The sequence below is a fragment of the Salinivibrio proteolyticus genome (genome assembly GCF_027286365.1).
In the GTDB taxonomy this organism is placed as follows: domain Bacteria; phylum Pseudomonadota; class Gammaproteobacteria; order Enterobacterales; family Vibrionaceae; genus Salinivibrio; species Salinivibrio proteolyticus.
Window position 1 is genome coordinate 2,430,421 of the sequence record NZ_CP114584.1, and the last position, 25,060, is coordinate 2,455,480.

At 51.1% G+C, this 25,060-nt stretch carries 20 protein-coding genes; 7 read left to right on the top strand and 13 right to left on the bottom strand.

Going from position 1 to position 25,060, the window contains the following annotated elements; translation table 11 throughout:
* Nucleotides 1–52: 52 nt before the first annotated feature.
* The gene (gene radA, locus N7E60_RS11520) at nucleotides 53–1,429 is read right to left on the bottom strand and encodes a DNA repair protein RadA (RefSeq protein ID WP_069589170.1); all 1,377 of its coding nucleotides are present in this window, start codon (nucleotides 1,427–1,429) and stop codon (nucleotides 53–55) included.
* Between the two features lie 123 nt (nucleotides 1,430–1,552).
* Between radA and N7E60_RS11525 the strand changes: the two genes are divergently transcribed.
* Nucleotides 1,553–3,910, top strand: a complete 2,358-nt coding sequence (locus N7E60_RS11525; RefSeq protein ID WP_269597542.1) for a PilZ domain-containing protein — start codon at nucleotides 1,553–1,555, stop codon at nucleotides 3,908–3,910.
* Here N7E60_RS11525 and serB read toward each other — a convergent pair.
* Nucleotides 3,907–4,878 (bottom strand): phosphoserine phosphatase, encoded by a 972-nt coding sequence (gene serB, locus N7E60_RS11530; RefSeq protein WP_077663306.1) that lies wholly within the window; start codon nucleotides 4,876–4,878, stop codon nucleotides 3,907–3,909. The genes N7E60_RS11525 and serB overlap by 4 nt on opposite strands.
* A 130-nt stretch (nucleotides 4,879–5,008) precedes the next feature.
* Here serB and N7E60_RS11535 point away from each other — a divergent pair, with 130 nt between their 5' ends.
* The gene (locus tag N7E60_RS11535; protein ID WP_069589164.1) at nucleotides 5,009–5,602 is read left to right on the top strand and encodes an AhpA/YtjB family protein; all 594 of its coding nucleotides are present in this window, start codon (nucleotides 5,009–5,011) and stop codon (nucleotides 5,600–5,602) included.
* Nucleotides 5,603–5,694: 92 nt separating this feature from the next.
* On the opposite strand, the gene N7E60_RS11540 is transcribed toward N7E60_RS11535, so the two are convergent.
* From N7E60_RS11540 to prfC, 7 genes are all read right to left on the bottom strand, one after another.
* Entirely contained in the window at nucleotides 5,695–6,915 is a 1,221-nt protein-coding gene (locus N7E60_RS11540; RefSeq protein ID WP_069589163.1) for a phosphopentomutase, read from the bottom strand.
* Nucleotides 6,916–6,926: 11 nt separating this feature from the next.
* Entirely contained in the window at nucleotides 6,927–8,258 is a 1,332-nt protein-coding gene (gene deoA / locus N7E60_RS11545; RefSeq protein ID WP_077479902.1) for a thymidine phosphorylase, read from the bottom strand.
* Nucleotides 8,259–8,322: 64 nt separating this feature from the next.
* Nucleotides 8,323–9,099 (bottom strand): deoxyribose-phosphate aldolase, encoded by a 777-nt coding sequence (deoC, locus tag N7E60_RS11550; protein WP_069589160.1) that lies wholly within the window; start codon nucleotides 9,097–9,099, stop codon nucleotides 8,323–8,325.
* 383 nt (nucleotides 9,100–9,482) lie between these two features.
* The gene (locus N7E60_RS11555; RefSeq protein WP_069589159.1) at nucleotides 9,483–9,653 is read right to left on the bottom strand and encodes a XapX domain-containing protein; all 171 of its coding nucleotides are present in this window, start codon (nucleotides 9,651–9,653) and stop codon (nucleotides 9,483–9,485) included.
* A gap of 113 nt (nucleotides 9,654–9,766) precedes the next feature.
* A complete protein-coding gene (locus tag N7E60_RS11560; protein ID WP_077479901.1) occupies nucleotides 9,767–11,053 on the bottom strand; it encodes a NupC/NupG family nucleoside CNT transporter in 1,287 nt (428 codons plus the stop codon).
* 210 nt (nucleotides 11,054–11,263) lie between these two features.
* The gene (locus N7E60_RS11565) at nucleotides 11,264–12,034 is read right to left on the bottom strand and encodes a TatD family hydrolase (protein ID WP_269597543.1); all 771 of its coding nucleotides are present in this window, start codon (nucleotides 12,032–12,034) and stop codon (nucleotides 11,264–11,266) included.
* Between the two features lie 284 nt (nucleotides 12,035–12,318).
* Nucleotides 12,319–13,908, bottom strand: a complete 1,590-nt coding sequence (prfC, locus tag N7E60_RS11570) for a peptide chain release factor 3 (RefSeq protein WP_167314794.1) — start codon at nucleotides 13,906–13,908, stop codon at nucleotides 12,319–12,321.
* A gap of 419 nt (nucleotides 13,909–14,327) precedes the next feature.
* Between prfC and pnp the strand changes: the two genes are divergently transcribed.
* Nucleotides 14,328–16,463 (top strand): polyribonucleotide nucleotidyltransferase, encoded by a 2,136-nt coding sequence (pnp, locus tag N7E60_RS11575; RefSeq protein WP_269597544.1) that lies wholly within the window; start codon nucleotides 14,328–14,330, stop codon nucleotides 16,461–16,463.
* 67 nt (nucleotides 16,464–16,530) lie between these two features.
* Nucleotides 16,531–17,403 carry a lipoprotein NlpI gene (gene nlpI / locus N7E60_RS11580; protein WP_096629801.1) on the top strand — a complete coding sequence of 291 codons (873 nt, stop codon included), beginning with the start codon at nucleotides 16,531–16,533 and terminating at the stop codon, nucleotides 17,401–17,403.
* 43 nt (nucleotides 17,404–17,446) lie between these two features.
* Here the strand turns inward: nlpI and N7E60_RS11585 are convergent, their stop codons facing one another.
* Nucleotides 17,447–19,516 (bottom strand): putative bifunctional diguanylate cyclase/phosphodiesterase, encoded by a 2,070-nt coding sequence (locus tag N7E60_RS11585; protein ID WP_269597545.1) that lies wholly within the window; start codon nucleotides 19,514–19,516, stop codon nucleotides 17,447–17,449.
* A 342-nt stretch (nucleotides 19,517–19,858) separates the two neighbouring features.
* Between N7E60_RS11585 and N7E60_RS11590 the strand changes: the two genes are divergently transcribed.
* Genes N7E60_RS11590 through rimI form a run of 3 tightly spaced genes read left to right on the top strand, consistent with a single transcriptional unit; the run spans nucleotide 19,859 to nucleotide 21,125 of the window.
* Nucleotides 19,859–20,260: a hypothetical protein gene (locus tag N7E60_RS11590; protein ID WP_077640226.1), complete on the top strand. Its 402-nt coding sequence runs from the start codon at nucleotides 19,859–19,861 to the stop codon at nucleotides 20,258–20,260.
* Nucleotides 20,261–20,272: 12 nt separating this feature from the next.
* Complete coding sequence (locus N7E60_RS11595) at nucleotides 20,273–20,665, top strand: DNA polymerase III subunit psi (protein WP_269597546.1); 393 nt, start codon at nucleotides 20,273–20,275, stop codon at nucleotides 20,663–20,665.
* Nucleotides 20,658–21,125 (top strand): ribosomal protein S18-alanine N-acetyltransferase, encoded by a 468-nt coding sequence (gene rimI / locus N7E60_RS11600; protein ID WP_269597548.1) that lies wholly within the window; start codon nucleotides 20,658–20,660, stop codon nucleotides 21,123–21,125. Before N7E60_RS11595 ends, rimI begins: the two co-directional genes overlap by 8 nt.
* On the opposite strand, the gene N7E60_RS11605 is transcribed toward rimI, so the two are convergent.
* Genes N7E60_RS11605 through N7E60_RS11615 form a run of 3 tightly spaced genes read right to left on the bottom strand, consistent with a single transcriptional unit; the run spans nucleotide 21,101 to nucleotide 25,057 of the window.
* The gene (locus N7E60_RS11605) at nucleotides 21,101–23,044 is read right to left on the bottom strand and encodes a bifunctional diguanylate cyclase/phosphodiesterase (RefSeq protein WP_269597549.1); all 1,944 of its coding nucleotides are present in this window, start codon (nucleotides 23,042–23,044) and stop codon (nucleotides 21,101–21,103) included. The genes rimI and N7E60_RS11605 overlap by 25 nt on opposite strands.
* Nucleotides 23,045–23,066: 22 nt before the next feature.
* Nucleotides 23,067–23,672: an OmpA family protein gene (locus N7E60_RS11610; protein WP_269597550.1), complete on the bottom strand. Its 606-nt coding sequence runs from the start codon at nucleotides 23,670–23,672 to the stop codon at nucleotides 23,067–23,069.
* Nucleotides 23,669–25,057 (bottom strand): TolC family outer membrane protein, encoded by a 1,389-nt coding sequence (locus N7E60_RS11615; protein WP_077675094.1) that lies wholly within the window; start codon nucleotides 25,055–25,057, stop codon nucleotides 23,669–23,671. The genes N7E60_RS11610 and N7E60_RS11615 overlap by 4 nt, the downstream gene beginning before the upstream one ends.
* Nucleotides 25,058–25,060: the final 3 nt, after the last annotated feature.

Sequence of the window (25,060 nt, forward strand, 5' to 3'; positions counted from 1 at the left end):
AGATCGGCGCCTGCGCAGCGAGACACGTGAGCTTTGTTGTTTATCAGTGCAGTTAGAGGTCTTCTAACACATCCAATGCATCAGACAGCTTGCTTACCCCAAAGACTTGCATGCCCTCAAGCGGCTGCTTTGGCATATTCGCTTTCGGGACGACCGCTTTTTTAAAGCCGTGTTTCGCCGCTTCCATCAAGCGCTCTTGACCACTCGGCACAGGGCGAATTTCACCGGCCAAGCCCACTTCGCCAAAGACCACCAAATCGCGGGGTAAAGGCCGATCGCGGAAACTAGAGATCAGCGCCAACAACAAAGCGAGATCGGCACTGGTTTCGGTCACTTTGACGCCACCCACCACATTGACGAACACGTCTTGATCCGACATTTGCAGCCCGCCATGTTTGTGCAACACCGCCAACAATAACGCCAGTCGGTTTTGTTCTAAACCCACCGCGACACGACGAGGATTGGCTAACTGCGAATAGTCGACCAGCGCTTGTAGCTCTACCAACAAAGGGCGGGTTCCTTCCCATACCACCATCACCGAGCTTCCCGACGTCTGTTCTTCACCACGGGAAAGGAAAATCGCCGAAGGGTTGCTGACTTCTTTCAGCCCTTGCCCGGTCATCGCGAACACACCCAATTCATTCACCGCCCCAAAGCGGTTTTTGTGGCTGCGTAAGGTTCTAAAGCGACTGTCACTTGAGCCATCGAGTAGAATCGAACAGTCAATACAGTGCTCGAGCACTTTCGGCCCAGCCAAGGTGCCGTCTTTGGTCACATGGCCAACCATAAATATCGCCACGTTGTGCTGTTTCGCGTAGCGCGTTAAGGCGGCCGCTGACTCGCGTACTTGAGACACGCTACCCGGTGCCGATTGCACATCACCGACATGCATGACTTGAATGGAGTCGATAACCATGATTTTAGGTTGCTCTTTCTTAGCGACCTGACAAATGGTTTCAACGCTGGTTTCGGATAACAGCTTGAGTTTGTCTTTGGGAAGCCCAAGTCGGTCAGCACGCATCGCAACCTGTTGGAGTGACTCTTCACCAGTGATGTATAGCGTCGGTAAGTGCTGCGCTAAGCCCACCATGGTTTGCAATAGCAAGGTACTTTTACCGGCGCCCGGGTTGCCCCCAATCAAAATGGCCGCACCAGGCACAATCCCACCACCAAGAACACGGTCTAGCTCTTTAAAACCACTACTCAGGCGTGGCACTTCTTGCAAGTCAATCTCTTGCAACGTCTGTACTTTGCCTTCCGCACTCCCCGCGTAGCCGGCATATTTTTCGTTGCGCGCGACTTGAGGAGACGCGGCAAGGCGTACTTCAGTGATGGTATTCCACGCACCGCACGCTGAGCATTGCCCTTGCCAGCGGGGAAAATCGGCGCCACAGTCATTACACACGTAGGCCCGTTTTGTTTTTGCCATTCGCACTCCAATACGTATGATGTCAGCTAATTCACAAAATGATTGCTATCTTATTAATTATTCCCAAACTTTTTCGATAGCGTGCCGCTACAAAAGCAGGCCAATACTTTAACAGACTTTGCCATGAAGCAGGATGATTACCAGGGACTGATTGAGCAACTGCTTCCTCTTTCCCAAACCCCAAAATTTGAGGTGCTGCTCGACAAGCTAACGGCTAACGAGCCGAACTCTGCCAAGCTGCTGATCAAAATGGAGATCAGGCGGCTGATGGCGCCGTGTAATCGCACCATTGATTTGCGCGGGAAAGTCGATGGCGAATGTCACGAATATGACTTGCATGGCAAGAAGCATTGGTTGGACGATGTCGCCATTAACTATTACTACGAGCGCTTGCCACTCTATAACGGACAACTGACCCAAGGGTTATGGGAAGATCTACATAACACCCCAAATAACTTTCGCGTCAAACACGAGAAAGCGAAGCAGAGCCAGCAAAAAGGGCAAGGTCCAGTCACCGATAGTGCCCAAACGGCCTTATTACCCGAAAAGCTGACTTTTGGCAGCTACTTATCACGCAGTGAAAGTCGCATTCACTATGCCACGCAAGTCTTGATCACCTTACAGTCGGGTCAGGAAGTTCACGGGACCACCAGCGACTTATCAAACTCAGGTTGCCGCGTGCGCGTCCCTGCAGCCTTCGACTACCCGCCAAGCTCAGAAGTCACTGTCCGGTTTGCGGCGTTAGCAAAGAAGTATCTCGACCCTGATCTTGAAGATGGCTTGAGCTACCGCATTATTGGTGTGGACCAAAACAATGATAGTACGAGCAATGCTTGGTTACGCCTGCGTCTTGACACCAGCAGTGACGCCATCAAACGGGCGTTGGAGTCCGAGATGGCATCGCCAGACTTTCGCGGTAAACAAGATGGGGAAGACAAACTGCTGACCCTCAAGCTGCAAAGCTATGAGCAATCTTTTTTGCATCACACCAGCGTACTGCCGCTCTATTTTGCACAAGATAAAATGGAGTATGTGCTCAAAACGCGACAAAACCATAGCCTTTGGGATTACTGGCATGATGAACGCAACCAGCCTGTGCTCAATCATCTTTTCGACCCACAACGCCTTTCATTATTACAAGTCGAAGGGGCGGCCAATAGCCAGTTGCTGCTTTACTGTTTTTATGTTGAAAAAAATAAACGTCGCTTTTTCTACTCAGCCTCCCCCAGTGAGATGAGTGTGGAAGAGCGCCAGTTGTTTTGGAAACTAGGGGCTAAACGGGCATCTTGGCGGGCGTTTAAAGTGACCATGTCGGCCATCACGGCTGCCGATATCGAACGACTGCAGGATGTATCGCCAGACTGGCTCAACAAATTGAAGACATTGACGCACGTGGCGCTGGTACAGGATGTAACACATCATGATGCGCAGCAGGCCTACTTAAGTCATCCGAAACCCGAACGCTCAAGCCAAGCACTGCGCCGCTTTTTACATGAGCGTAATCCTGTGAGCCAAGCCAGCTTAATTTCCTCCGATATGCAGCCGCAGCGCCGTGAGCCACGTTATCAATACCGCTCTAAGGTCTCTTTGGTGCATGCTGAACAGGGATTTATGGAAGGTGCCCTGTTGGATTTTTCCTCGGGTGGACTGAATGTCGCACTCAAGCAACCCTTTCAAGGGGCAAAAGACGATCTGATCTCTGTCTCTCTCGATGCCTTTGTGAAAATAGACCGCCGCGCGCCATTGGTAGATATGCCTTATCAGGTTATCCGAGTCAGCCCGAAACGGAATAATATCCAGCTAAAGCTGGTCAACGAAGCTCCGAATACCCGCCGGCGCCAATACTTACGCCGTTTGATTGAGCACAACCAAGAAAAACTCACCGTGTTGGATGAGATCTTACCCGATCCGCCACTGGTGCGAGCCATGCACCAATTATTGCTGACCCGGCTTACCGTGCAGCCTTACTTTATACGCCGAGACAATGGCGTGCTCTCGGTATCCGCAGTCGGCATTAACCTACCGCCAAGCCGGTTACACCGATTACTGGAGCGCGCCGGTGGGGGGCGACAGATTTCCTTCTACCCCTTGTTTGGCGACAAAATTCATACGCGCACGCATGAGGTTTCCCGCCTGTCTCAACCGCAAAAAGAACTGATCCGCGAATACTATGTCTGGATGGACATGCAAGATGAAACCGTACGCAGAGTGCATACCTTCGCAGATAGCGAGTTTGAGTCCGATGATGCCCGCCGCAAGTTTATTGAGCTGGCTCAGCGCGGAGGCCTATTTGCCGTACTGCGCAACCGCATGGCGCCGCTTGCTCATGCGGAACAAGAAATCAATCCCGAAAAACTCGCGGCATTGTTACAACGCGATACCCATAAAGCGCGCCAGCTCGAGGATGAGTTTGCCGCACTGTGCGCGTATGGCGAGCTGGTCGATGTCACCGATGAGGTGCTGATGCGCCTCGGCTGTTAGCGGGTCTGCCAACTGATACGTCCCTCGCGCAAGCTTGCCGACAGGATACAAAGCACACCGCCTAACCAAGCGTGTTTCACCGCCGCTTGCGCTTGGGCGTTGACCATCGGCTTGGCATGGTAGGCAACACCAAGCCCGGCGGCATTCATCATGGGTAAATCGTTGGCACCATCCCCGACCGCAAGGGTATTTTCCGCTGCAATATCATATTGTTGTGCTAGCATCGTCAGCACGTCTGCCTTTCGCTGGGCATCGACCACCCGCCCTTCCACTTCTCCCGTTAGCTTTCCGTGCGCTATCGAGAGTTGGTTGGACTCAGCATAATCCAGTGACAACGTGTCTTTGAGGTGATCAGAGAAATAGGTAAAGCCACCAGAAGCAATTGCCACCTTCCAGCCATGCGCACGCAAACTAGCGACTAAACGCGCCATATCCGGCATCAAAGGCAACGTGGATTTCACTGACGCTAGGATTTGGCTGTCCGCGCCTTTCAACGCGGCAACACGCTCGCGTAAACTGGCTTCAAAGTCTAGTTCACCCAGCATGGCACGTTCTGTCACCGCGGAGACCGCATCCCCAACCCCCGCCAACGCAGCAATTTCATCAATACATTCGATTTGAATCGCGGTTGAATCCATATCGAATACCGCAAGACCCGGCTGACTGAGATCTGGCAGACCGTGCACGTCCGCACAATCTAGGCCAAGCAAATGGACAATGGTTTGATGCGCATCGGTTAATGGCCCTGCCATTAATAAGACTTCATAAGGCCCTACCCGCCAGCCATCAATCGGTGTCACCGCTTCGCCAGTAAAAAAAGCAATATCATCAAGCTGGCGTGGATCTAACAGCTCACCAAAGAGCACCCATCCACCTTGACGTCGGGTATAGCGACTGTAGGTCGACAACGATGGGAAACGTTGATAAAGCGTTGGGGTGCGGTAAATTTTAAAAGGCGTCGCGTCCATGGTTGTAGGCGTCCTTGCGGCCGAAGCCGTCGATTGAATAGTGAATGAATCGTATTGAGGCTGTGATACCATAAAACCAGCACTGAGCTCCAGTGCAATTTATTCTGGCGGTTTAGCTTTTGAGGTGGCTATGTTTACGGTTTCGCGACAAGCACTGCGACGCGTGGTGAAATGGGGGATCTTGTTCAGTGCGATCGCTGCAATTGCGGCGTTGATGCTTTACAGCACGACATTAAGCCAGCGCCAATATCAAGCGCTCTACCAACAAACGGATGAACTGGCACAACTGATGACCCGTCAGATTGGCGCACAAGCCTACGACGCCTTGGTGGATAAGAACTATCAGCCATTACAAACCATGGCCGACGCCTTGGTCAAAGAGCCTCTGATCCGCGATGCGAGTTTCTACCGCCTAAACGGTCAGGCCGTGGTGCACTCGGCTAATGCCCTGCCACTCGAAACGGCGGTTGGATTAACGACACCGCTTGGGTTAGAGAGCCGCGGCCGTCAGCAACTCATGGCCCCCATTAGCCGAGAGGGCGATGTAGCAGGCTTTCTCCGTCTCACGCTAGAACATCAGGCGGTCACAGAAAAAGCCCATCACCAATTGCAAGAGAACATGAATCAGTTTCGCACCCTGCTAGTACTTGCGATTCTGTTGGGAGCATTGCTGGTTGGCATGCTCAAACGTCGCGACAGCCAAACCTCATTGCTTCCTTGGTAATCCAACTCAGATACACACGAGGGCGCCTCAAACCTCACTCATAAAAAAAGAGATGGCCAAAGCCATCTCTTTGATGCATGAATCCTTTATCCTTACAGGAAGGATTGTCCATAGTCCATCGGCGACGTGCCAAAATAAGCCGCCAGTGATTGGCCAATATCGGCAAAGGTTTCACGGCGACCTAATGACCCCGCAGGTACCTTGCTGCCATAAACCAGAGCAGGAATGTGCTCACGGGTATGGTCAGTGCCCGGCCAAGTCGGATCGCAGCCGTGGTCTGCGGTAAGGATCAAGACATCATCTTCTTCCAGCATGGCCATGATTTCTGGCAAACGCGCATCGAAGTATTCCAAGGCCGCAGCGTAACCAGCCACATTACGGCGGTGACCATATGCAGAGTCAAAATCAACAAAGTTAGTAAAGACTAAGCTGTTATCACCCGCGTCTTTGATCGCGTCTTTGGTCGCGTCAAACAGCGCTTCAAGGCCAGTCGCTTTGATCTTTTTGGTGATCCCGCAATGGGCGTAGATGTCGGCAATCTTACCAATCGAAATCACGTCACCGCCTTTCTCGTCCACGATTTTTTGCAATACCGTGGCCGATGGTGGCTCAACTGACAAATCACGACGGTTACCCGTACGCTCAAATTGGCCTTTGCCTGGGCCCACAAATGGACGCGCAATCACACGACCGATGTTGTAGTCTTCCAGCTCTTCACGCACGATTTGGCACAGCTCGTACAGGTTATCGAGGCCGTAGGTTTCCTCGTGACACGCGATTTGGAACACAGAATCTGCAGAGGTGTAGAAAATCGGCTTACCGGTTTTCATGTGCTCTTCGCCCAAATCGTCCAGCACTTGAGTGCCTGACGCATGACAGTTACCCAAATAGCCCGGCAGCTTGGCACGCTCGACAATACGATCTAGCAGCGCTTGCGGGAAGCTATTGGTCTGGTCAGTGAAGTAACCCCAATCAAATAGCACGGGGACACCGGCAATTTCCCAGTGACCAGACGGGGTATCTTTGCCAGATGACAACTCTTTCGCGTGCGCATAGGCACCGATGATCTCTGCGTTGGCATCTAGCCCTTCAGGGAAGTAACCCGATGATTCTTCACATGCCTTACCTAGACCTAATTTGGTGAGGTTTGGCAATGAAAGCGGGCCGCTGCGATCGGCATTATCCGCTTCGCCTTTAGCACACGCTTGAGCAATGTGGCCCAAGGTATTAGCACCTTGGTCACCGAATTTAACTGCGTCTTCAGTGGCACCAATACCAAATGAATCTAAAACTAATACTATTGCGCGTTTCATGATCGCCTCCGTTAGACGTCTTCTAGGCTGATGCGACGGTAAACGTCTGGCGTCGCACTTGGCGCCGTATCAGCCACTTTTACTGCGGCTCGCACCGCATTCGCCGCTTGTTGCCATTGCTCTTCAGTTTGAGCATGGAGCATGGCGAGCGGTGTTTGCCCGTCCACGTGTTGCCCCAGACGAATCATTTCGTTCAGCCCAACGGCATAATCAATTTTATCGCTAGCAACCCGACGGCCGCCACCTATTTCTACCATAGCCATGCCCAATGCTCGGGTATCCATGGCACTGACTATACCTGAATCCGTCGCGTAGACTGGCTTAATGATAGCGGCGGTAGAAAGATAGCGCTCCGGCGACTCAACAAAGTCACGCGGACCACCCAGTCCAGCCACCATTTTGGCAAAGCACTCAGCCGCACGGCCACTGTCTAGTGCTTCATCCAGTTTCTGTTTTGCGCTGTTCACATCGTCTGCAAGCCCGCTAATCACCAGCATATCCGCACACAGTGCCATAGTGACATTGTACAAGCGTGGATTACGGTATCGACCGGTCAGAAAATCAACCGCTTCTTTGACTTCTAGCGCATTGCCGGCAGAGGATGCCAATACTTGGTTCATGTCGGTTAACAAAGCGCTCGTTTTCGTGCCTGCGCCATTGGCAACCGCCACAATCGATTTGGCAAGCGCCTCGGAATCTTCATACGTGGGCATAAATGCCCCCGACCCCACTTTGACATCCATCACCAATGCATCCAACCCTGCCGCCAGTTTTTTCGACAAGATAGAAGCGGTGATCAGAGAAATGTTGTCCACGGTTGCAGTGACATCGCGGGTTGCATAAACGCGTTTGTCCGCAGGCGCCAAAGACCCGGTTTGACCGATAATCGCAACGCCAGCATCACGTGTGACATCACCAAACACTTGGTTGCTCGGCATGATGTTATAGCCGGGAATCGATTCCAGTTTATCTAGCGTTCCCCCCGTGTGCCCTAAACCTCGGCCGGAAATCATGGGCACATAACCGCCACATGCTGCTACCATAGGGCCAAGCATTAATGAGGTCACATCACCGACACCACCGGTCGAATGTTTATCCACCACGGGACCATCAAAATTCATATGTGACCAATCGATGGTCATTCCCGAGTCGCGCATTGCACACGTCAGAGCAACACGCTCATCCATGGTCATATCGTTGAAGTAAATCGCCATCGCAAAGGCGGCAATTTGCCCCTCTGAGACCGATTCGTCGGCCACCCCTTGGATAAAGGTATAGATTTCTTCTTTGCTTAACGCGATGTTGTCACGTTTCTTACGAATAATTTCCTGAGGTAAGATCATCCATCCTCCTTACCGGCAAGACAGGACAAGCAGTCACTTGCCCTGCGAATCTCATCACTAAGGATTAGTAGCCGCCTTGCGCTGCTTTTTCACCTTCACCCAGCGTATGTAATAAGTTCGCTAACAAGCTTGAGGCGCCAAAGCGATAGTGACGGCTGTCTGCCCAGCTCTCGCCCAAGATACGATCCGCCATCGCGAGGTATTGCTGCGCATCCTCAGCAGTGCGTACGCCACCGGCTGGCTTAAAGCCCACTTTATCCGCGACACCTTTGTCTTTAATCACGTTCAGCATAATTTCTGCCGCTTCTGGCGTGGCATTCACCGCCACTTTACCGGTCGAGGTTTTGATAAAGTCAGCGCCCGCATCAATTGAGATTTCAGACGCACGCTTGATAAGCGCATCTGTTTTCAGTTCACCGCTTTCGATGATGACTTTTAGCAGCGCTTGATCGCCACAGGCAGCTTTGCATTGTTTGACCAGTTCAAAACCGATCTCTTCGTTACCCGCCATCAATGCACGATAGGGGAAAACAACGTCAACTTCATCGGCGCCATAGGCCACGGCCGCCTTGGTTTCAGCCACGGCAATATCGATATCATCATTGCCGTGAGGGAAGTTAGTAACGGTGGCGATACGCACCTCAGGGGTGCCTTGCTCACGCAGCGCTTTTTTTGCCACCGGAATGAAACGTGGATAGATGCAGATCGCAGCCGTGTTACCGACTGGTGATTTCGCGTTCTGACACAAAGCGATCACTTTTTCATCCGTGTCATCATCATTCAGTGTGGTTAGATCCATTAATTTCAGTGCGCGTAGGGCTGCGGTTTGTAATTCGTTCATGGGTATCTCCAGTCCTCATTCTTTTGCCAAACAGTTATGGGTTGGCCACTGTGTAAACAACCTATTAGCAGGTTGCCGTTCAGCGGACTTGGCTCCTTGAAGTTTGAGGCTGGACATCTCGCCGCCTTCAACCAACCATCCTTGTTGCCGCGTGCAAACGTGATGTGTTTGCGTATTCCGCCGTTGGACGTTATAGATTGGGGCTAGCCACACCTTGTTGCTAACCATAAGAGGAAAATAAGGGATTGTGGCACCCTCAAACTATGACGGTGTTCACTTATTTTACCAACGCCATCCAAGCAAAACTAGATTTTACCGTTTCTGTTGAAATACACACTGTTGCCCACCAGCACCAATCGCAAACATGGTGAACATTTAGCCGATTAAGAAAAGAAACGCTCCACCACCCACTGGTAACCAACGCCTCCCAAATAAACACCGACAATCCCCATTATTCCTGATAAAACCGGTGGCGCAGGGATAGGGAGTTTAATCGCACTGAATAACACCCCGACCAAAAAACCTGCCACAAGCGCCAGTAAGACTTCCTGCATAGTATTTCCTTATTTTGTTGATAGATATCGCACTAACTAAGTATGGTCATCACAAATAAAAACGCCACACAGTCTCCTGTGTGGCGTTTTTGATGACACATGGTTGGGGGAAATTAACCCATCATGGTCAAGGTTAGGAACAGACCAGCAATGGTTGCAGACATCAGGTTAGATAGCGTACCTGCCGCAACAGCTTTCATACCAAAGCGTGCAATGTCTGGACGACGGTTTGGCGCAAGGCCACCGAGACCACCCAGCAGGATGGCGACAGATGACAAGTTTGCAAAGCCACACAATGCGAATGAAATGATCGCTTGTGTTTTCTCTGTCATCAGTGCACCTGTTTGTGCGACTAACTGACCGTTTTCACCTAGGTACTGGGTGAAGTTCAAGTAAGCAACGAATTCGTTCACAACCAGTTTCTGGCCGATGAAAGAACCGGCAACGATGGCTTCTTCCCATGGCACACCAATCAAGAAGGCAAGCGGAGCGAAGACATAACCTAGGATGAGCTCAAGCGTGATGTCTGGATAACCGAACCAGCCACCGATGCCACCTAGCATGCCGTTAATCAGTGCAATCAAGCCGATGAATGCCAGTAGCATCGCGCCCACGTTTAGCGCCAGTTGCATACCTGATGATGCACCCGCTGCGGCCGCGTCAATCACGTTCGCTGGCTTATCAACACCTTCAGCAGTTGCATCTGCCATTTGCTCGACAGGCTCTTCCGTTTCAGGCTTGATGATTTTCGCAAACAGAAGACCACCCGGTGCTGCCATGAAGGATGCCGCGATGAGATACTCAAGTGGCACGCCCATTGACGCATAACCGGCCAGTACACCACCAGCGACAGAGGCAAGACCACCACACATAACGGCAAACAGCTCAGATTGGGTCATACGCGGTACGAATGGACGAATCACCAATGGCGCTTCAGTTTGACCCACAAAGATGTTAGCGGTTGCTGACATGGACTCGGCACGTGATGTACCCAGTGCTTTCTGTAGGCCACCACCCAGTACATTGATCACAACCTGCATGATACCTAGGTAGTAAAGTACGCTGATCAATGATGAGAAGAAGACGATAACAGGCAGAACTTTTAGCGCGAAGACGAAACCGCCACCGCCGAACAGTTCAAACATTTTGCCAGAAACCAGCCCACCGAAGATAAAGCTGATCCCTTCATCACCATAGGCGATGACGTTGGCAACGTATTGTGATGCACCGTACAAGATATCACGACCCACGTCGACATACAGTACGAAAGCACCGAAAAAGAGTTGGATAGCGAATGCGCCACCCACGGTACGGAGGTTAATCGCTTTGCGGTTATCGGAGAGAAGGACTGCAATCCCCAGCAGCACCATCATCCCTACCACGCTCATCAGCAGGCTCATAGTTTTGGCATCCTCAAAAATAAAAATTGGCGTCTCGACAAAGTGGAATTTGGTTTCCGGGGAGGGATTATACGCATGCAAGTCACATTAAAGTAATATTCCAATCACAGTTCGCTGTAAAACTATTCTGCAATGCATCAATAAGTATGACTTTGATCTACTTTTGTGAGCTTATACGAGTGCAAACGTTTGGCTTTGGACGATAGCGGCTTATTTAAGACTAAACAATCGCTCAGCATTGCCTGATGTTTCAGTCAATAGACGATCTTTATCACAGTCTTTTAACTCACAGAGCACGTCTGCCACCCGAGAAACCTGTGCTGGGGTATTGGCTTTTCCTTGAAATCCTGCCAAAGGCATATCCGGCGCATCGGTTTCCAGTAACAGATGTGAAAGAGGTAAATGTTGAATCGCTTGACGGGTCTTATTAGCGCGCGAATAGGTAATGGTTCCACCTACTCCCAACATCAAACCCGCATCGATAAACTGCTTGCCTTGCTGTGCGCTACCACTAAAGGCATGAAGCACGCCGCGAATCCCCGGATACGCTTTAATCACACGCAATAATTGGTTATGGGATTGGCGACTGTGCAAAATAATGGGTAAGTCATAACGGCGAGCTAGCCATAACTGCCCTTCCAGTAAGGCGTGCTGGCGCTGCTTCATCTCTGCGGTATTCGCGACAAAATAGTCTAAACCCGCTTCGCCTACCGCCACGCAAGATAGCGGCCGTGATACCAGCGCGTCTTCTAATGCGGCAAGACTCGAGTCAGTGTGCGTGTCGACAAAACAAGGATGCAGCCCAAGCCCGGCATAGATGCCAGCAAAGCGCTCTGTCAACGCTAACACCGCCTGCCAGTTTTGTTCACTCACGCTGGGCACTATCATCCGCGTGACGCCCACCTCACGTGCCGCTTGCCAATATTGCGCGGGCGCTTGATTAAACGGAGGAAAATCAAAATGACAATGGGTATCAATCATGCTTGTCAGTGCGATTTATCTGAGTATGTGATTCGCGTTTCACCGGCACGCAACTGCGTCGGTTTTCAGGAGTGAGCCCCATGCGTTGGCACCATGCATCATAACGCGCTACCCACCTTTTGATGGCCAAAGCTATCTTCATCGCTGTCCTCTTAAAAGTAAAATGCCGCCCTATACAGACGGCATTATAGAAGGTTTGCCCCTCATCCGCAGGGAGCCTCACCCGCAGAGAACGAACCTGCTCCCCTACATGAGTGCGATGCCTTTGGCATCAACCCGCTGACTTAGTGCTCACGCGTTGCCCGCAATTGAATGTCCGGGAAGCGCTCTTGGGTCAGGTTGAGGTTGACCATGGTCGGTGCGATATAGGTAAGATTGTCACCACCATCCAGCGCGAGGTTAGCTTGGTTTTTACGCTGGAAGTCGTCGAGTTTTTTCTCATCCTCACATTCGACCCAACGTGCAGTCGCCACGTTAATGGACTCATAAATCGCATCAACGTTGTATTCCGCTTTCAAGCGTGCCACCACCACATCAAACTGCAGCACACCAACCGCACCAACGATAAGATCGTTCGATTGTAGCGGACGGAAGACCTGTACCGCACCTTCTTCCGAAAGCTGGACCAGACCTTTAAGCAGCTGCTTTTGACGCAAAGGATCACGCAAGCGAATGCGACGGAACAGTTCAGGCGCAAAGTTAGGGATCCCAGAAAACTTAAGATCTTCGCCTTGTGTAAAGGTGTCCCCAATTTGGATAGTGCCATGATTGTGCAAACCGATAATATCACCGGCGTAAGCATCTTCGGCTCGCGCGCGATCACCCGCCATAAAGGTCACGGCGTCAGAGATATTAATTTGTTTGCCCAAGCGCACATGTTTTAACTTCATACCTTGCTGGTACTTACCGGATACCACTCGAACAAAGGCAATTCGGTCACGGTGACGGGGATCCATGTTGGCCTGAATCTTAAAGACGAAGCCGGTGAATTTTTCTTCGTCGGCATTAACGACACGATCCGGCGTCGGACGAGAGAGCGGTTTCGGCGCCCAAGCCGTTAACCCATCCAACATATGATCGACACCAAAGTTACCCAGTGCAGTACCAAAAAAGACCGGTGTTAAGTCGCCACTGAGAAACAGCTCGCGATCAAATTCATGCGATGCGCCCATGACCAGCTCGAGCTCATCACGTAAGTCTTGTGCAATATCAGCACCAATTGCTTCATCCAATTCGGGGTTGTCCAACCCTTTAATGATGCGAGCTTCTTGAATGGTGTGACCTTGGCCAGACTGATACAAGATGCTTTCATCACGATGAATGTGATACACCCCTTTAAACCCTTTACCACAACCAATTGGCCATGACACTGGCGCACAGGCAATATTGAGCTCACTTTCTACTTCATCCAGCAGCTCCATCGGATCGCGAATATCACGGTCCAATTTGTTCATAAAGGTAATGATCGGGGTATCGCGCAAACGCGTAACTTCCATCAACTTACGGGTACGATCCTCAACACCTTTTGCTGCGTCAATCACCATCAAACAGGAGTCAACCGCGGTGAGGGTTCGATAAGTATCTTCCGAGAAATCCTCGTGCCCTGGGGTATCAAGCAGGTTGACCAAACAGTCATTGTACGGGAACTGCATCACCGACGTGGTCACGGAGATCCCCCGCTCTTTCTCCATATCCATCCAGTCAGATTTTGCATGGTGGTTAGAGCCGCGCCCTTTGACCGTCCCGGCGGTTTGAATCGCACGTCCGAATAGCAGGACTTTTTCAGTAATCGTGGTTTTACCCGCATCCGGGTGCGAGATAATCGCAAAGGTGCGTCGTTTATCAACTTCCTGTTGCAGCGGTGTATTAGACATAGCAAGTTATCTTCTTGATTTATTCAGGCGGCAATCAGGCGCCAACTGAGGGGGTTAATCACAAAGGGAACGTATTTTCGCTGATCTTGTAGCCAGCTTCAATTCACAAATCTGACTTGGCACTGTTATCTGTGTTCGTTAGGGTCAAGATTGCTTGCCAAACACATCACAAATGTTGCCAATTGAACGCAGCGTGGTGTCGTTATTGGTGAAGCACGTGTATAATTAGCGCCACTTTCAGTTGTGACACAGTCAACGAAGTCGACCATCCGGTCGCGGCTATTGACAACACATTGCACGTCCGCCCGCGAGACAAGCCCTCAGTGTGTTGCCATTAGTCGCGATGGTGAACAGCTGAAAGCTTACATTTAGCTCGATAAATCGGATGATTTATCTCCTCAGCAACAAGGAAACATTCTGTGAATCCAATCGTAAAAACATTCCAATACGGCAACCATACCGTGACGTTGGAAACCGGTGTGATGGCTCGCCAAGCCACCGGTGCGGTAATGGCAAGCATGGACGATACCTCAGTATTCGTCTCTGTCGTCGGTAAAAAAGAAGCGGCAGAAGGCCAAGGCTTTTTCCCACTGACCGTGAACTACCAAGAGCGTACTTACGCAGCAGGTAAAATCCCAGGCGGTTTCTTCAAGCGTGAAGGTCGTCCTTCAGAGTCAGAAACCCTGACAGCACGTTTGATTGACCGCCCTATTCGTCCGCTTTTCCCTGACTCGTTCAAAAACGAAGTTCAAGTGATTGCGACCGTAGTATCGGTAAACCCAGCTGTTAGCCCAGATGTGGTTGCCATGCTAGGTACCTCTGCGGCACTGGCGATTTCTGGTATCCCATTCAATGGCCCAATTGGTGCAGCACGTGTTGGTTATATCAACGATGAGCTGGTATTGAACCCAAGCGAAGCAGAGCTGGACAACAGCCGTCTTGACCTTGTGGTTGCCGGTACTGAAGGCGCGGTGCTGATGGTTGAATCTGAAGCCGATCGCCTAAGCGAAGAACAAATGCTGCAAGCGGTGATGTTTGGTCATGACCAACAACAAGTCGCTATCAACGCTATCAAAGAGTTCGCCGCGGAAGTTGGTACCCCTGCGTGGGATTGGCAAGCACCAGAAGTGAATGCCGCCCTGCAAGCGCGTGTTGCAGAAATGGCGCAAGGCCCACTCGCACAAGCGTACCAAATCACTGAAAAAATGGCGCGTTATGAGCAAGTCGGTAACGTGAAGCAAGAGGCGGTTGCCGCTCTGCTTGAGCAAGACGAGACCCTCGACGAGCGTGAAGTACTCGATATGCTTGGCGATCTAGAGAAGAAAGTCGTGCGTAGCCGCATCATTGCCGGTGAACCACGTATCGATGGTCGCGAAAAAGACATGGTTCGTGCGCTAGACGTACGTACCGGTGTGCTACCTCGCACACACGGCAGCGCGTTGTTCACGCGTGGTGAAACGCAGGCGCTGGTGACCGCCACACTGGGTACCCAACGTGATGCACAGATCATCGACTCAATCATGGGTGAGCGTCAGGACAGCTTTATGCTGCACTACAACTTCCCTCCATACTGTGTCGGTGAAACCGGTTTTGTCGGTTCACCAAAGCGTCGTGAAATCGGCCATGGCCGTCTCGCGAAACGTGGTATCGCTGCGGTAATGCCAAGCCAAGACGAATTCCCATACACCGTCCGTGTGGTCTCTGAGATCACTGAGTCAAACGGCTCATCGTCAATGGCGTCGGTATGTGGTACCTCTCTGGCACTGATGGACGCCGGTGTACCGGTGAAAAAATCAGTCGCGGGTATCGCGATGGGTCTGGTTAAAGAAGGGGACGATTTTGTCGTACTTTCTGACATCCTCGGTGATGAAGACCACCTTGGCGACATGGACTTTAAAGTCGCGGGTACCGATGACGGTGTGACTGCACTGCAGATGGACATCAAAATCGAAGGTATCACCAAAGAGATCATGCAAATCGCTCTGAACCAAGCAAAAGGTGCGCGTCTGCATATCTTGGATGTGATGGATCAAGCGATTGGTTCAGCACGTGATGATATCTCTGAGTTTGCTCCACGTATTCACACCATCAGCATCAACCCAGATAAGATCCGTGATGTGATCGGTAAAGGTGGCGCGGTGATCCGTCAGCTAACCGAAGAAACCGGCACCACAATCGAAATCGATGACGACGGTACGGTGAAAATTGCTGCAACTGACGGCGCGGCGGCACAAGATGCGATTTCTCGTATCGAAGCCTTGACCGCTGAAGTGGAAGTGGGCCGCATCTACACGGGTAAAGTCCAGCGTATCGTTGATTTCGGTGCGTTCGTGTCTGTGATCGGTGGTAAAGATGGTCTGGTGCACATCTCGCAAATCGCAGATCAGCGCGTTGAGAAAGTCTCTGACTTCCTCGAAATCGGCCAAGAAGTCGAAGTGAAAGTGCTAGAGATCGACCGCCAAGGTCGTATCCGTCTAAGCATGAAAGAAGCGGCTTCGGATAAAGCAGCCTCTGAGGCTGCACCTGCCGATGATGCACCTGCAACTGACGCTTAGAGTCTGATTGTAATTCATGCTATAAAGGGGGCCGTGGCCCCCTTTTTTTATATGGAGACGCACCGTCATGACCGTTTTTTTGAAGTCGCTGGTCATTGCAGGCCTTTTACTACTCACAGGCTGCTCCAGTCAGTGGACTTTCCCGCCCATGGCCGTGCCATTGCAACCCACGTTGCAACAGGAAGTGCATCTTGCCCGTATTGACCAACTACTCGCTCGCGACGATCTGAGCGACGATGCACGCGCCCAACTCCACTATGAGCGCGGCTTGCTGCACGATAGCCTCGGAATGCGTGATCTGGCACGGCTCGATTTTAATCAGTCACTCTCATTAAAGCCGGATCAACCCGACGTGTTTAATATTTTGGGCGTTTATTTCACCCAAACCGGTCACTACGATGCCGCATATGAAGCGTTTGACTCTACCTTAGAGCTAGATAACACCCACACTTATGCCGAGCGCAATCGTGGTATCGCGCTTTACTATGGTGGACGCTACCGCCTCGCCTATCAGGATCTTCTCACCCATTACCAAGACGATGTGGACGATCCGTATCGTGTGATTTGGCTGTATTTGGTGGAGCGCGATTGGAAAGGCGATGACGCGGCCAAAACACATTTAGCCGAGCGGATAGAAAACAGCGACCAACTGGATTGGGGATGGCAACTGGCGCGGATGTTTTTGGGCAAGGTGAGCGAGCGAGAGTTGCTGGAGCAGTTGGCCACTCAAGCGAGTGATAACCAAGTGCTGGCGGAGCGTTTATGCGAAGCCTATTTTTATCTGGCCAAACACTATCAGCACCTTGGCAATCAAGACAAAGCGGTTGCACTGTATAAGTTGGCCATGTCTGGCAATGTGTATGCCTTTGTCGAACACCGCTATGCCCTACTGGAGCTCAATCGTATTGCCTATCATCAATCCCAGCAAAACGACGAATAGCGCAAACCAATAACCGCCTTGTACAGGCGGTTATTTGATCTGGTTAGTCTGTCGGGGCAGGTACGGTCTGGGGTGGCTGCTTACGGGGCTTACTTTTTTGTAATAGCTTTTCAAATTCTCGCCGCGGCATGGGCGAGTGAAAATAATATCCCTGAATGGTGTCACAGTTTAAATTGGTCAGCACCGACGCTTGCTGGCGCGTTTCTACCCCTTCTGCTACTACGGTCATCTCCATGGCCCGCCCAAGGTTGATAATGCTTTCTACCAAGGTCACTTGCTTACTCAACGCATCCATATCGTGGATAAACGCGCGATCGATTTTCAATTCATCCAGCGGAAAACGCGCCAAGTAGGATAAAGAGGAATATCCGGTTCCGAAGTCATCGATAGACAAGGCAAAACCCAGCTCTTTGATTGCATTGAGCATCTGCATGGCATGGGTATCGTCGTTCATCACCGCACTTTCTGTAAGCTCAAACGTGATGTCTTCGGGATTTGCGCCGGTTGCGCGCAGCAGTTTTTCCATATGCTCGGTCAGTTTAGGATTACGAAACTGCTCCGGAGAAAGGTTGATGGCGACGCGGCCGGGCAAGACATCATGAAGACGCCAACGACGCACATTTTGAAACACCTCTCGCATTACATTTCGGCCCAGTTGCTCAATCAAGCCACACCGCTCTGCGACCGGAATAAATCGCGCAGGACTTATATATCCTTCGACTGGATGCTTCCAACGCACCAAGGCCTCCGCCCCATTGACGCGATAATCGCTCGTGTTGACTTTTGGCTGATACCACACTTCTAGGCCATTATTTTGTAATGCTTTTTGCAGTTCAATCTCAAGCCAAAGCCGCATCCGAGCTTCTTTGCTCATTTGGTCGTTATAGGCGACTACGCGGTTTCGGCCGCGCTCTTTCGCCTCATACATGGCAGTATCGGCATTTTGCAGTAGGCTGCGTGCATCTTTGCCATCTTCTGGATAGCGTACCAACCCGACAGAGCACGCCAAGTACTTACTAAAATGGTGCAGCTCAAACGGCTGACTGATCACTGAGACCACTTTTTCCGCAAGCTGATCAGGCGCGTCATCGGTCGCCGGTTTGGGCAGAATAATTGCGAATTCGTCGCCACCCAGATGACCCACAATGGTGTCTGGTGACAGTAAACGGCGTAAGCGTTGGGCAATGTCTTGTAATACCCGATCGCCAATATGGTGACCTAATGAGTCGTTGATATTTTTAAAGTTATCTACGTCAAGGTACAGCATGGCTAAGGGTGTATCGCTGGCTATCAAGCCATCCAACTCACGACTAAAGCCATGTCGGTTATACAATCCAGTTAACGCATCCGTATACGCCGAATGGATCATCGCCGCAGGCTGTGGCTCAGCCACGACAGCCTGTGCATGCAAACGCACCATATGCGCGTTTTTACCTAGGATGTGAATAGGTGCACAAGACACTTCGATGGGTGTTCCCGTGTTGGCAAGCACACACGGGGTGCTTTGATGGCCTTCAGGCTGTGAAAACATGGCGACGAGCGATTGATTGGAATCTGCGGGACGCAGGAAGGTCGATAACGACTCACCCAATAAGGCGTCTGCGCTGTCAACACCGAGGCGTTCCACTGCCATGGGATTTGCAGAGAGGATCAGTTCGTCTTCTACCAAACAGCAGCCGTCATCAATCAACTCACTCAAGCGGTAAAATTTTTCTTCGGCTTCTTCAAGGGCACTTGCAAGCACCTGCCGCTCTGATGTGTCAGCAGCATGAATGACCACATACGGCTGCCCTTTGCTGTCTCGATGCTCACTAAGCGGGGCGACACTAAAATGAAAACTGGTGCTGTGATAGCCATCAGACACCACCACTTCCCCTTCAGTGCTTTTCCCTCGCCGGGCTGACTCGTAATGCGGCTTTACCGCAGCATAAAACTGTTCCCCGAGCGTTTGCCGGTCGTTCGCCCCCGCCAAGGCATCCAATGAAACCCCAGTTAAATCCGCATATCGCTGATTTGCATAGAGGTAACAATCGTCACTATCGAGAATGGCAAAAAGAAACGGACTGCTGTCGGTTAAGCGGTAAAACCAATCGGTTAACTGCGAAATTGGCATGGATGGCTCACATCTTCCTCGGTACAGGTGCCGACCAACGTGTCGTGGCGAAAAATTCGTCTCACATGTTAGACACTTTTTATTAGCTTGTCAGTAGCACTCTATGTGGAGCTGCTGTAGCGTTCAAGCTTTTAACACTATATACCGCACATCAATCTGTAAAAATAGATAAGGTGCTCAAAATCAGTCATTGGTGTTGAGTTTGCAGCGAAAGTGCGCAAATTGTTGCTTAACAATACAGACTGTGAGCGTCGATATACTGAAACCTTGTTCGCACAGTGCTTGCACCGGATCGGGAATCCGTTATCCTGACCGCATCATTTGTCATCTAGGCCTTTCGCTATGTTAATCCGCTCAGAAGCGCCCGCCGATCTGGTTCGCCTCGATCAATGGTGGCGAGATACACTCGCTAACCCTCAGCAAGCTGATCAGTTGCAACAATGGCGAGAGCAAGGGCTGATCACGCTGTCATTGGTCGCTACGGATGATATGGGTAGCACGCTAGGACACATTGCCGTCGTAGATGCACAATCCGAGGATAATGCGCAACTTATCGCGGTTTGGTTTAGTCCCGACCCTGAACTGATTGCTCCCCTTTTAGATGAGGCAGAATCCGTCTTGTTTGAACTTGGCTATTGTCAGCTTAAAATTGCGCCGAGCCCTCAAGCGGCCAATGCTGAATTTGCGCCGATTTCGACCGACAAGCATTGGTGGTACAAGCAACTCGCTGCCGCCACCGTTTAACGAGCACTCGATATGCTGACCGATATTCAACGTTTACAAGCCATGGGTGTATCCGTCTGGCAACTCCGCCACCCTGAGCTTTACGGCCGTGAACAGGAAGTTATCCAACTTCCCGAAAACTGCCAGCTATTGCTGGTTTGCGACGATCCTCTCAGCGAGCAAGATGCGTGGTTATTTGGCAATATCTTAAAAAGTATGAAGCTTGACGCTGATAAGGCGAGGCAACTGCCCCACGCTGCGCTCGCAGCACTCGGCGATCACCACTTGGTCTGGAGTTGGTATATTGGCAAGCCGGAGGTCATGATTGACGGTGTGCGCACACTCCACTCTCTCCCCTTGGCACAGATGCATGATAACCCTGCGGCAAAACGCGATTTATGGCGTCAAATCTGCCAATATGACTGATTACACGCTCCAGCCTATCGACGATAAGCACCTGAGCGATATCGTACGTATTGAACAGGCCGTGCATATCGCGCCTTGGTCCAAGACACAGCTTGCACCGGCTCAGGGGCGCTTCGATCACCACTATGCGTTAGTCAACCAAGATGATCAGATCATCGGTTATTTTTATACGCGTTGCGTCGCTGGCGAAGCAGAGCTTTTAAACATTGCCGTTGACCGGCCTTTTCAAGGTAAAGGCGTCGGTCACCAGCTGCTCACCTTGCTAAAAAAGACACTCATTGCTGCAGGCGCGAACACCTTGTGGTTAGAAGTGCGACAAAGTAACCGTGGCGCACGGGCGCTGTATCAAAAACAGGGATTTGAGCTGATAAGCCGCCGAGCAGGCTATTACCCCTGCCCGGATGGCACCACGGAAGACGCACTTATTATGCGCGCTCAGCTTGGCAATGATGCGGACTGAGAAAGGTTGTCCAGTTGAACCGGTGGCAATATATAGCCTTGGTAACCATGACAGCCCAATTGATGAAAATATTGGTGCTGATCAGATTGCTCAATGCCCGTGGCAATGACGCGTATCTCTTGCGCCGCGGCAATATTGATCAGCATACGGATAAAGACATCATCCACATCGCTCGACGGCTGACCAAAGCCAATATCGAGTTTGACATAATCGGGCTCAATATCGTGGATATAATTCACGTTGTCCATATCACGGCCAAAATGGTCAATCCCCACGTCAAACCCATGCTCTCGGATCATCTTAAACAGGGTTTGGCATGCCGCAATGTCGACCTGCACCGCTTCCTCCGCAACCTCGAACGCGAGCTTATCTGACAAGTAGGTTTTTAATAAGTAGTTGGCTAACCAGTCATGGAACGCCGTACTTCTCACACTCTCTACCGTCAGGTTAATGGCAAGTTTGTCCGAGTCTGGATGCGCTTTAATGTACTGATCGGCGCGTGTCAGCACATGACGGTCAAATTCTTCACCCAGCGCGTACATTTCAATACGATTGAGCAGCTGCCCAGCAGACAACCAAGCCTCATCCACCCACAAATGGGCATAGACCTCTTGGTGCCAGTTGGTTTGATTATCACGATGTCTCACTGGCTGAGCATAAAGGGTGAGCGGATTTTTATTGAGTGCATCAAGCAAAATGTGACGCCACTGCTCTCGGGTTCGACTATCGGCATTCGCATGACTAGGCCAATGGTAAACCTCACTGCGTCGCTTCGCTTGCTGCAAAGCGTTATCCGCTTTGGCCAGTAACGACGCCGCATCATCGTCTTGTGTTTTCGCTACACCAATATGAAAACCTTGATTCGCGGGCAAGGAAATGTTTTCCAGCTCTTGGTTAACCACACGCAGTAAGCGCTGTAGATAAGGACGAATATCCCCCTCATCAACACTGGTCAGGAGAATGGCAACTTCGTTGTGGCTTAGACGTGCAACCAGTTTGTGTCTCTCAGCTAACTCGCCATGACTTAAGGCTTCACCCAGCAACCGCCAGCATTGATCGCGATATTGATAACCATACCGTGCGCGCAAGCGTGATAACCATTCGGTCTCAATTAACAATAAAGTGCAGTTCACATCGTCTTTAATAAAACTTTGTAACTGATGTTGGAAGTAACCTCGATTCGGTAAACGAGAGACCGGATCGATCATCAATTTATCGCGTAAACGCGATAGCTCTTCTTGCTGGCTTTTATGGACTCGAGCTACCTGCTGACCCGCGAGATTAAAGGCCTGCAATAAGGCTTGCAGATCTTTAACGCGCGTTCTCGACTTAGCGGGTTGATAATCACCTCGCCCTAACGCGTTTAAGCGCGTGTCCAGTTCAGCCAAAGGAGTGGTCACGCGCCGAAACATAAAGGATGCCGCAAAAGGGATCACCGCACACATGGCCGCAAGCAGCGTCACCAGTTGCGACATGCGATCCCAAAGCGCCTCAACGGCAGGGAGTGGGCTGACCTCCACCGTAACTCTCGCTAATTGGGTCCAACCATTACTGACTGATACTATTTTCGACGCGGACTCAATGCCGGATAAATGCACAAACCAACGAGGCGTTGCGATCGCTCTTGCATCCGCCTGCCAAAGTTGTCGTTGACCAGAAAGCATCGGCATCACCGATACCGACTTAACTTGGGGAGCCGCCATAAAATGCGCCACGAGCTGGTTGAGCCGCTCGTTGTCGCTTTGTTCAATAATGGGTGGCAGTGCCTCGGCCATCGCTGCACTGAGTAAACTGACTTGCTGTTGCTGTTCACTTTTCAGTTGGGTTATGCCGAGCTGAAAAGCGACCGCCGCCGTCGCTAACGCAGTTAGCAAAGCGGCGGCGACAACAAACAGGACAACACGTTGATGTAATGTCATGCTTTCTCTTTTAGATCATTCTCTAAGGCGTCTGCTCTGAAGAATAAATTGTCCAGCGCATATGGGTTGAGCCATGCTCACCAGTGACATGAGCAATCACTCTTCGGTTCACTTCATTAGCGTAGTCGTTTTCTTGGTCAATCAACGGACGCGACTCACCATAGCCGATAGCCTCAATACGAGCAGCAGGAATCGCAAACTGTCGCGTCAATACGTCCGCAATAGCTTGAGCACGACGTTGTGAGAGTGCGAGGTTGTACTCTACCGACCCCACTTTACTGGCATGCCCCTCTATCACTACCTGAGTATTCGGGTAGCGCTGCATAAAGTCAGCCAAGGTTTGGATATCGGCATATTGTGAGACATCCACATCGGCGGAATCGGTGTCAAAGTGCACGTTTAACTCAAACGACTCACTGGTTTGCAATTGCTCAGGACAGCCGTTGTTGTCAACCAAGGCACCGTTTGGCGTTTGCTCGCATTGCTCACGGGCAGAAATCACACCATCGTAATCGGCGTCGCTCAAATCTTGGCTTTGCGCAATGGTGGTTGGCATTGTATCCACCGCTTGCGGTGCGCAGCCGGCAAGAAGCATGACGGCAAATCCCGCGATATAAAACTGTTTCATTGGCTGTCCTCCTGCTTCAGTGACGCAGTATTCCAAATGGCAGGAGTATCAACTCGCAATGACGCCAAAAGACGACCGGTTGCATTTAAAATTCGGTATTGCGCGTAAAGCTCATCCGCTTCTTTGCTCAAGTATTCACGACGTGCTTCAAAAAGCTCGTTCTGAGAGTCCAATACATCCAACAATGTTCGCGCATTTAAGCGAAATTCCTCACGATAGGCATCGCGGGTATCAGTGGCCGCTTCAACATGTTGGCGCATAAAATCACGTTGCTGCTCAAGGTATGTACGCGCGTTCCAAGCAAGGGTTGCCCCTTCAATCACGTCCCGATGCGTCATTTCATTAATCTCTCGCGCTTCAATGGTTTGATACGCCGTTTGCCGTTCACGCGCACGGTCCGCGCCCCCATTAAACAGGTTATAGCGCATGCGTAACATCGCTTGGACGTTATTGTTCTCTGGGCCCACGTCAGGCGGGCCCGCCCCATCTTCCCCACCAACGTTTTCGTTCCAATTTGCCGCCACTTCAACATTTAAAGTCGGCAAATACGCAGCGCGCGAACCATCTCGCGCAGCATTGGCCGCCGCAATATCGGATTGCGCAGCATGAATACGTGGATGCTGTTCGAGGGCAATATCTAGCATGGCTTCTAGCGTGCGCGGCAGCAACTCAGCATCAGGCATCGGCAGACGCAATGCTTCTGGAGACTCGCCAACCATTTTGGTAAAGCGACTTTGTGCATCAGCAAGATTGTTACGAGCTGACATCAGGTTTGCATTGGCTCTCGCTAAACGCCCGGTGACCTGAGAGAGATCACTGGCTTTGGCAAACCCGCCCGCATTGCTCTCCGCAATAGCATCATAGATTTCTTGGTGGTTTTGTAAGTTCTTCTCTGCCAAGGTCACTACTTGCTCTGCAATCAATACATCAAGGTAAACGCGAGAGACCTCTAGAGCCTTATCCTCGGCAGTAGCGACCATTGCCCACTGCTCCGCCGTCGCTTCATTTTGGGTGCGATCGACTTCGTTTTGGGTACGAAAACCGTCAAATAGCATTTGCTGAAGAGAGACACCCAGTTCACGCCGTGTTAGATCCACTTCATCATCGGTGGTGGTATCACGCCGTGTCGCGGGGGAGTCGGTACGCTCCCAACCGATCCCAGCCGTCGCATCGAGCTTGGGATAATAACCGGCTTTCGCTTGATCAATGGCTTGCTCACTGGCTTTATAGCGGGCAAACGCTTGACGAATCTGAGGATGTGATTCGAGCGACTGGGCAACCGCTTGCTCCAGTGTCTGCGATAAAACAGCAGGCGAACTTAGCCCTAACATCAAGGCTATGGCAGTCACACGCTTTTTAAATACCACGTGTGGTAAGTGCAGCATGTT

Bases quoted from the DNA above. Each gene is read 5' to 3' on its own strand.
- radA (WP_069589170.1), bottom strand. From the start codon at position 1,429: ATGGCAAAAACAAAACGGGCCTACGTGTGTAATGACTGTGGCGCCGAT.
- N7E60_RS11525 (WP_269597542.1), top strand. From the start codon at position 1,553: ATGAAGCAGGATGATTACCAGGGACTGATTGAGCAACTGCTTCCTCTT.
- serB (WP_077663306.1), bottom strand. From the start codon at position 4,878: ATGGACGCGACGCCTTTTAAAATTTACCGCACCCCAACGCTTTATCAA.
- N7E60_RS11535 (WP_069589164.1), top strand. From the start codon at position 5,009: ATGTTTACGGTTTCGCGACAAGCACTGCGACGCGTGGTGAAATGGGGG.
- N7E60_RS11540 (WP_069589163.1), bottom strand. From the start codon at position 6,915: ATGAAACGCGCAATAGTATTAGTTTTAGATTCATTTGGTATTGGTGCC.
- deoA (WP_077479902.1), bottom strand. From the start codon at position 8,258: ATGATCTTACCTCAGGAAATTATTCGTAAGAAACGTGACAACATCGCG.
- deoC (WP_069589160.1), bottom strand. From the start codon at position 9,099: ATGAACGAATTACAAACCGCAGCCCTACGCGCACTGAAATTAATGGAT.
- N7E60_RS11555 (WP_069589159.1), bottom strand. From the start codon at position 9,653: ATGCAGGAAGTCTTACTGGCGCTTGTGGCAGGTTTTTTGGTCGGGGTG.
- N7E60_RS11560 (WP_077479901.1), bottom strand. From the start codon at position 11,053: ATGAGCCTGCTGATGAGCGTGGTAGGGATGATGGTGCTGCTGGGGATT.
- N7E60_RS11565 (WP_269597543.1), bottom strand. From the start codon at position 12,034: ATGATTGATACCCATTGTCATTTTGATTTTCCTCCGTTTAATCAAGCG.
- prfC (WP_167314794.1), bottom strand. From the start codon at position 13,908: ATGTCTAATACACCGCTGCAACAGGAAGTTGATAAACGACGCACCTTT.
- nlpI (WP_096629801.1), top strand. From the start codon at position 16,531: ATGACCGTTTTTTTGAAGTCGCTGGTCATTGCAGGCCTTTTACTACTC.
- N7E60_RS11585 (WP_269597545.1), bottom strand. From the start codon at position 19,516: ATGCCAATTTCGCAGTTAACCGATTGGTTTTACCGCTTAACCGACAGC.
- N7E60_RS11590 (WP_077640226.1), top strand. From the start codon at position 19,859: ATGTTAATCCGCTCAGAAGCGCCCGCCGATCTGGTTCGCCTCGATCAA.
- N7E60_RS11595 (WP_269597546.1), top strand. From the start codon at position 20,273: ATGCTGACCGATATTCAACGTTTACAAGCCATGGGTGTATCCGTCTGG.
- rimI (WP_269597548.1), top strand. From the start codon at position 20,658: ATGACTGATTACACGCTCCAGCCTATCGACGATAAGCACCTGAGCGAT.
- N7E60_RS11605 (WP_269597549.1), bottom strand. From the start codon at position 23,044: ATGACATTACATCAACGTGTTGTCCTGTTTGTTGTCGCCGCCGCTTTG.
- N7E60_RS11610 (WP_269597550.1), bottom strand. From the start codon at position 23,672: ATGAAACAGTTTTATATCGCGGGATTTGCCGTCATGCTTCTTGCCGGC.
- N7E60_RS11615 (WP_077675094.1), bottom strand. From the start codon at position 25,057: ATGCTGCACTTACCACACGTGGTATTTAAAAAGCGTGTGACTGCCATA.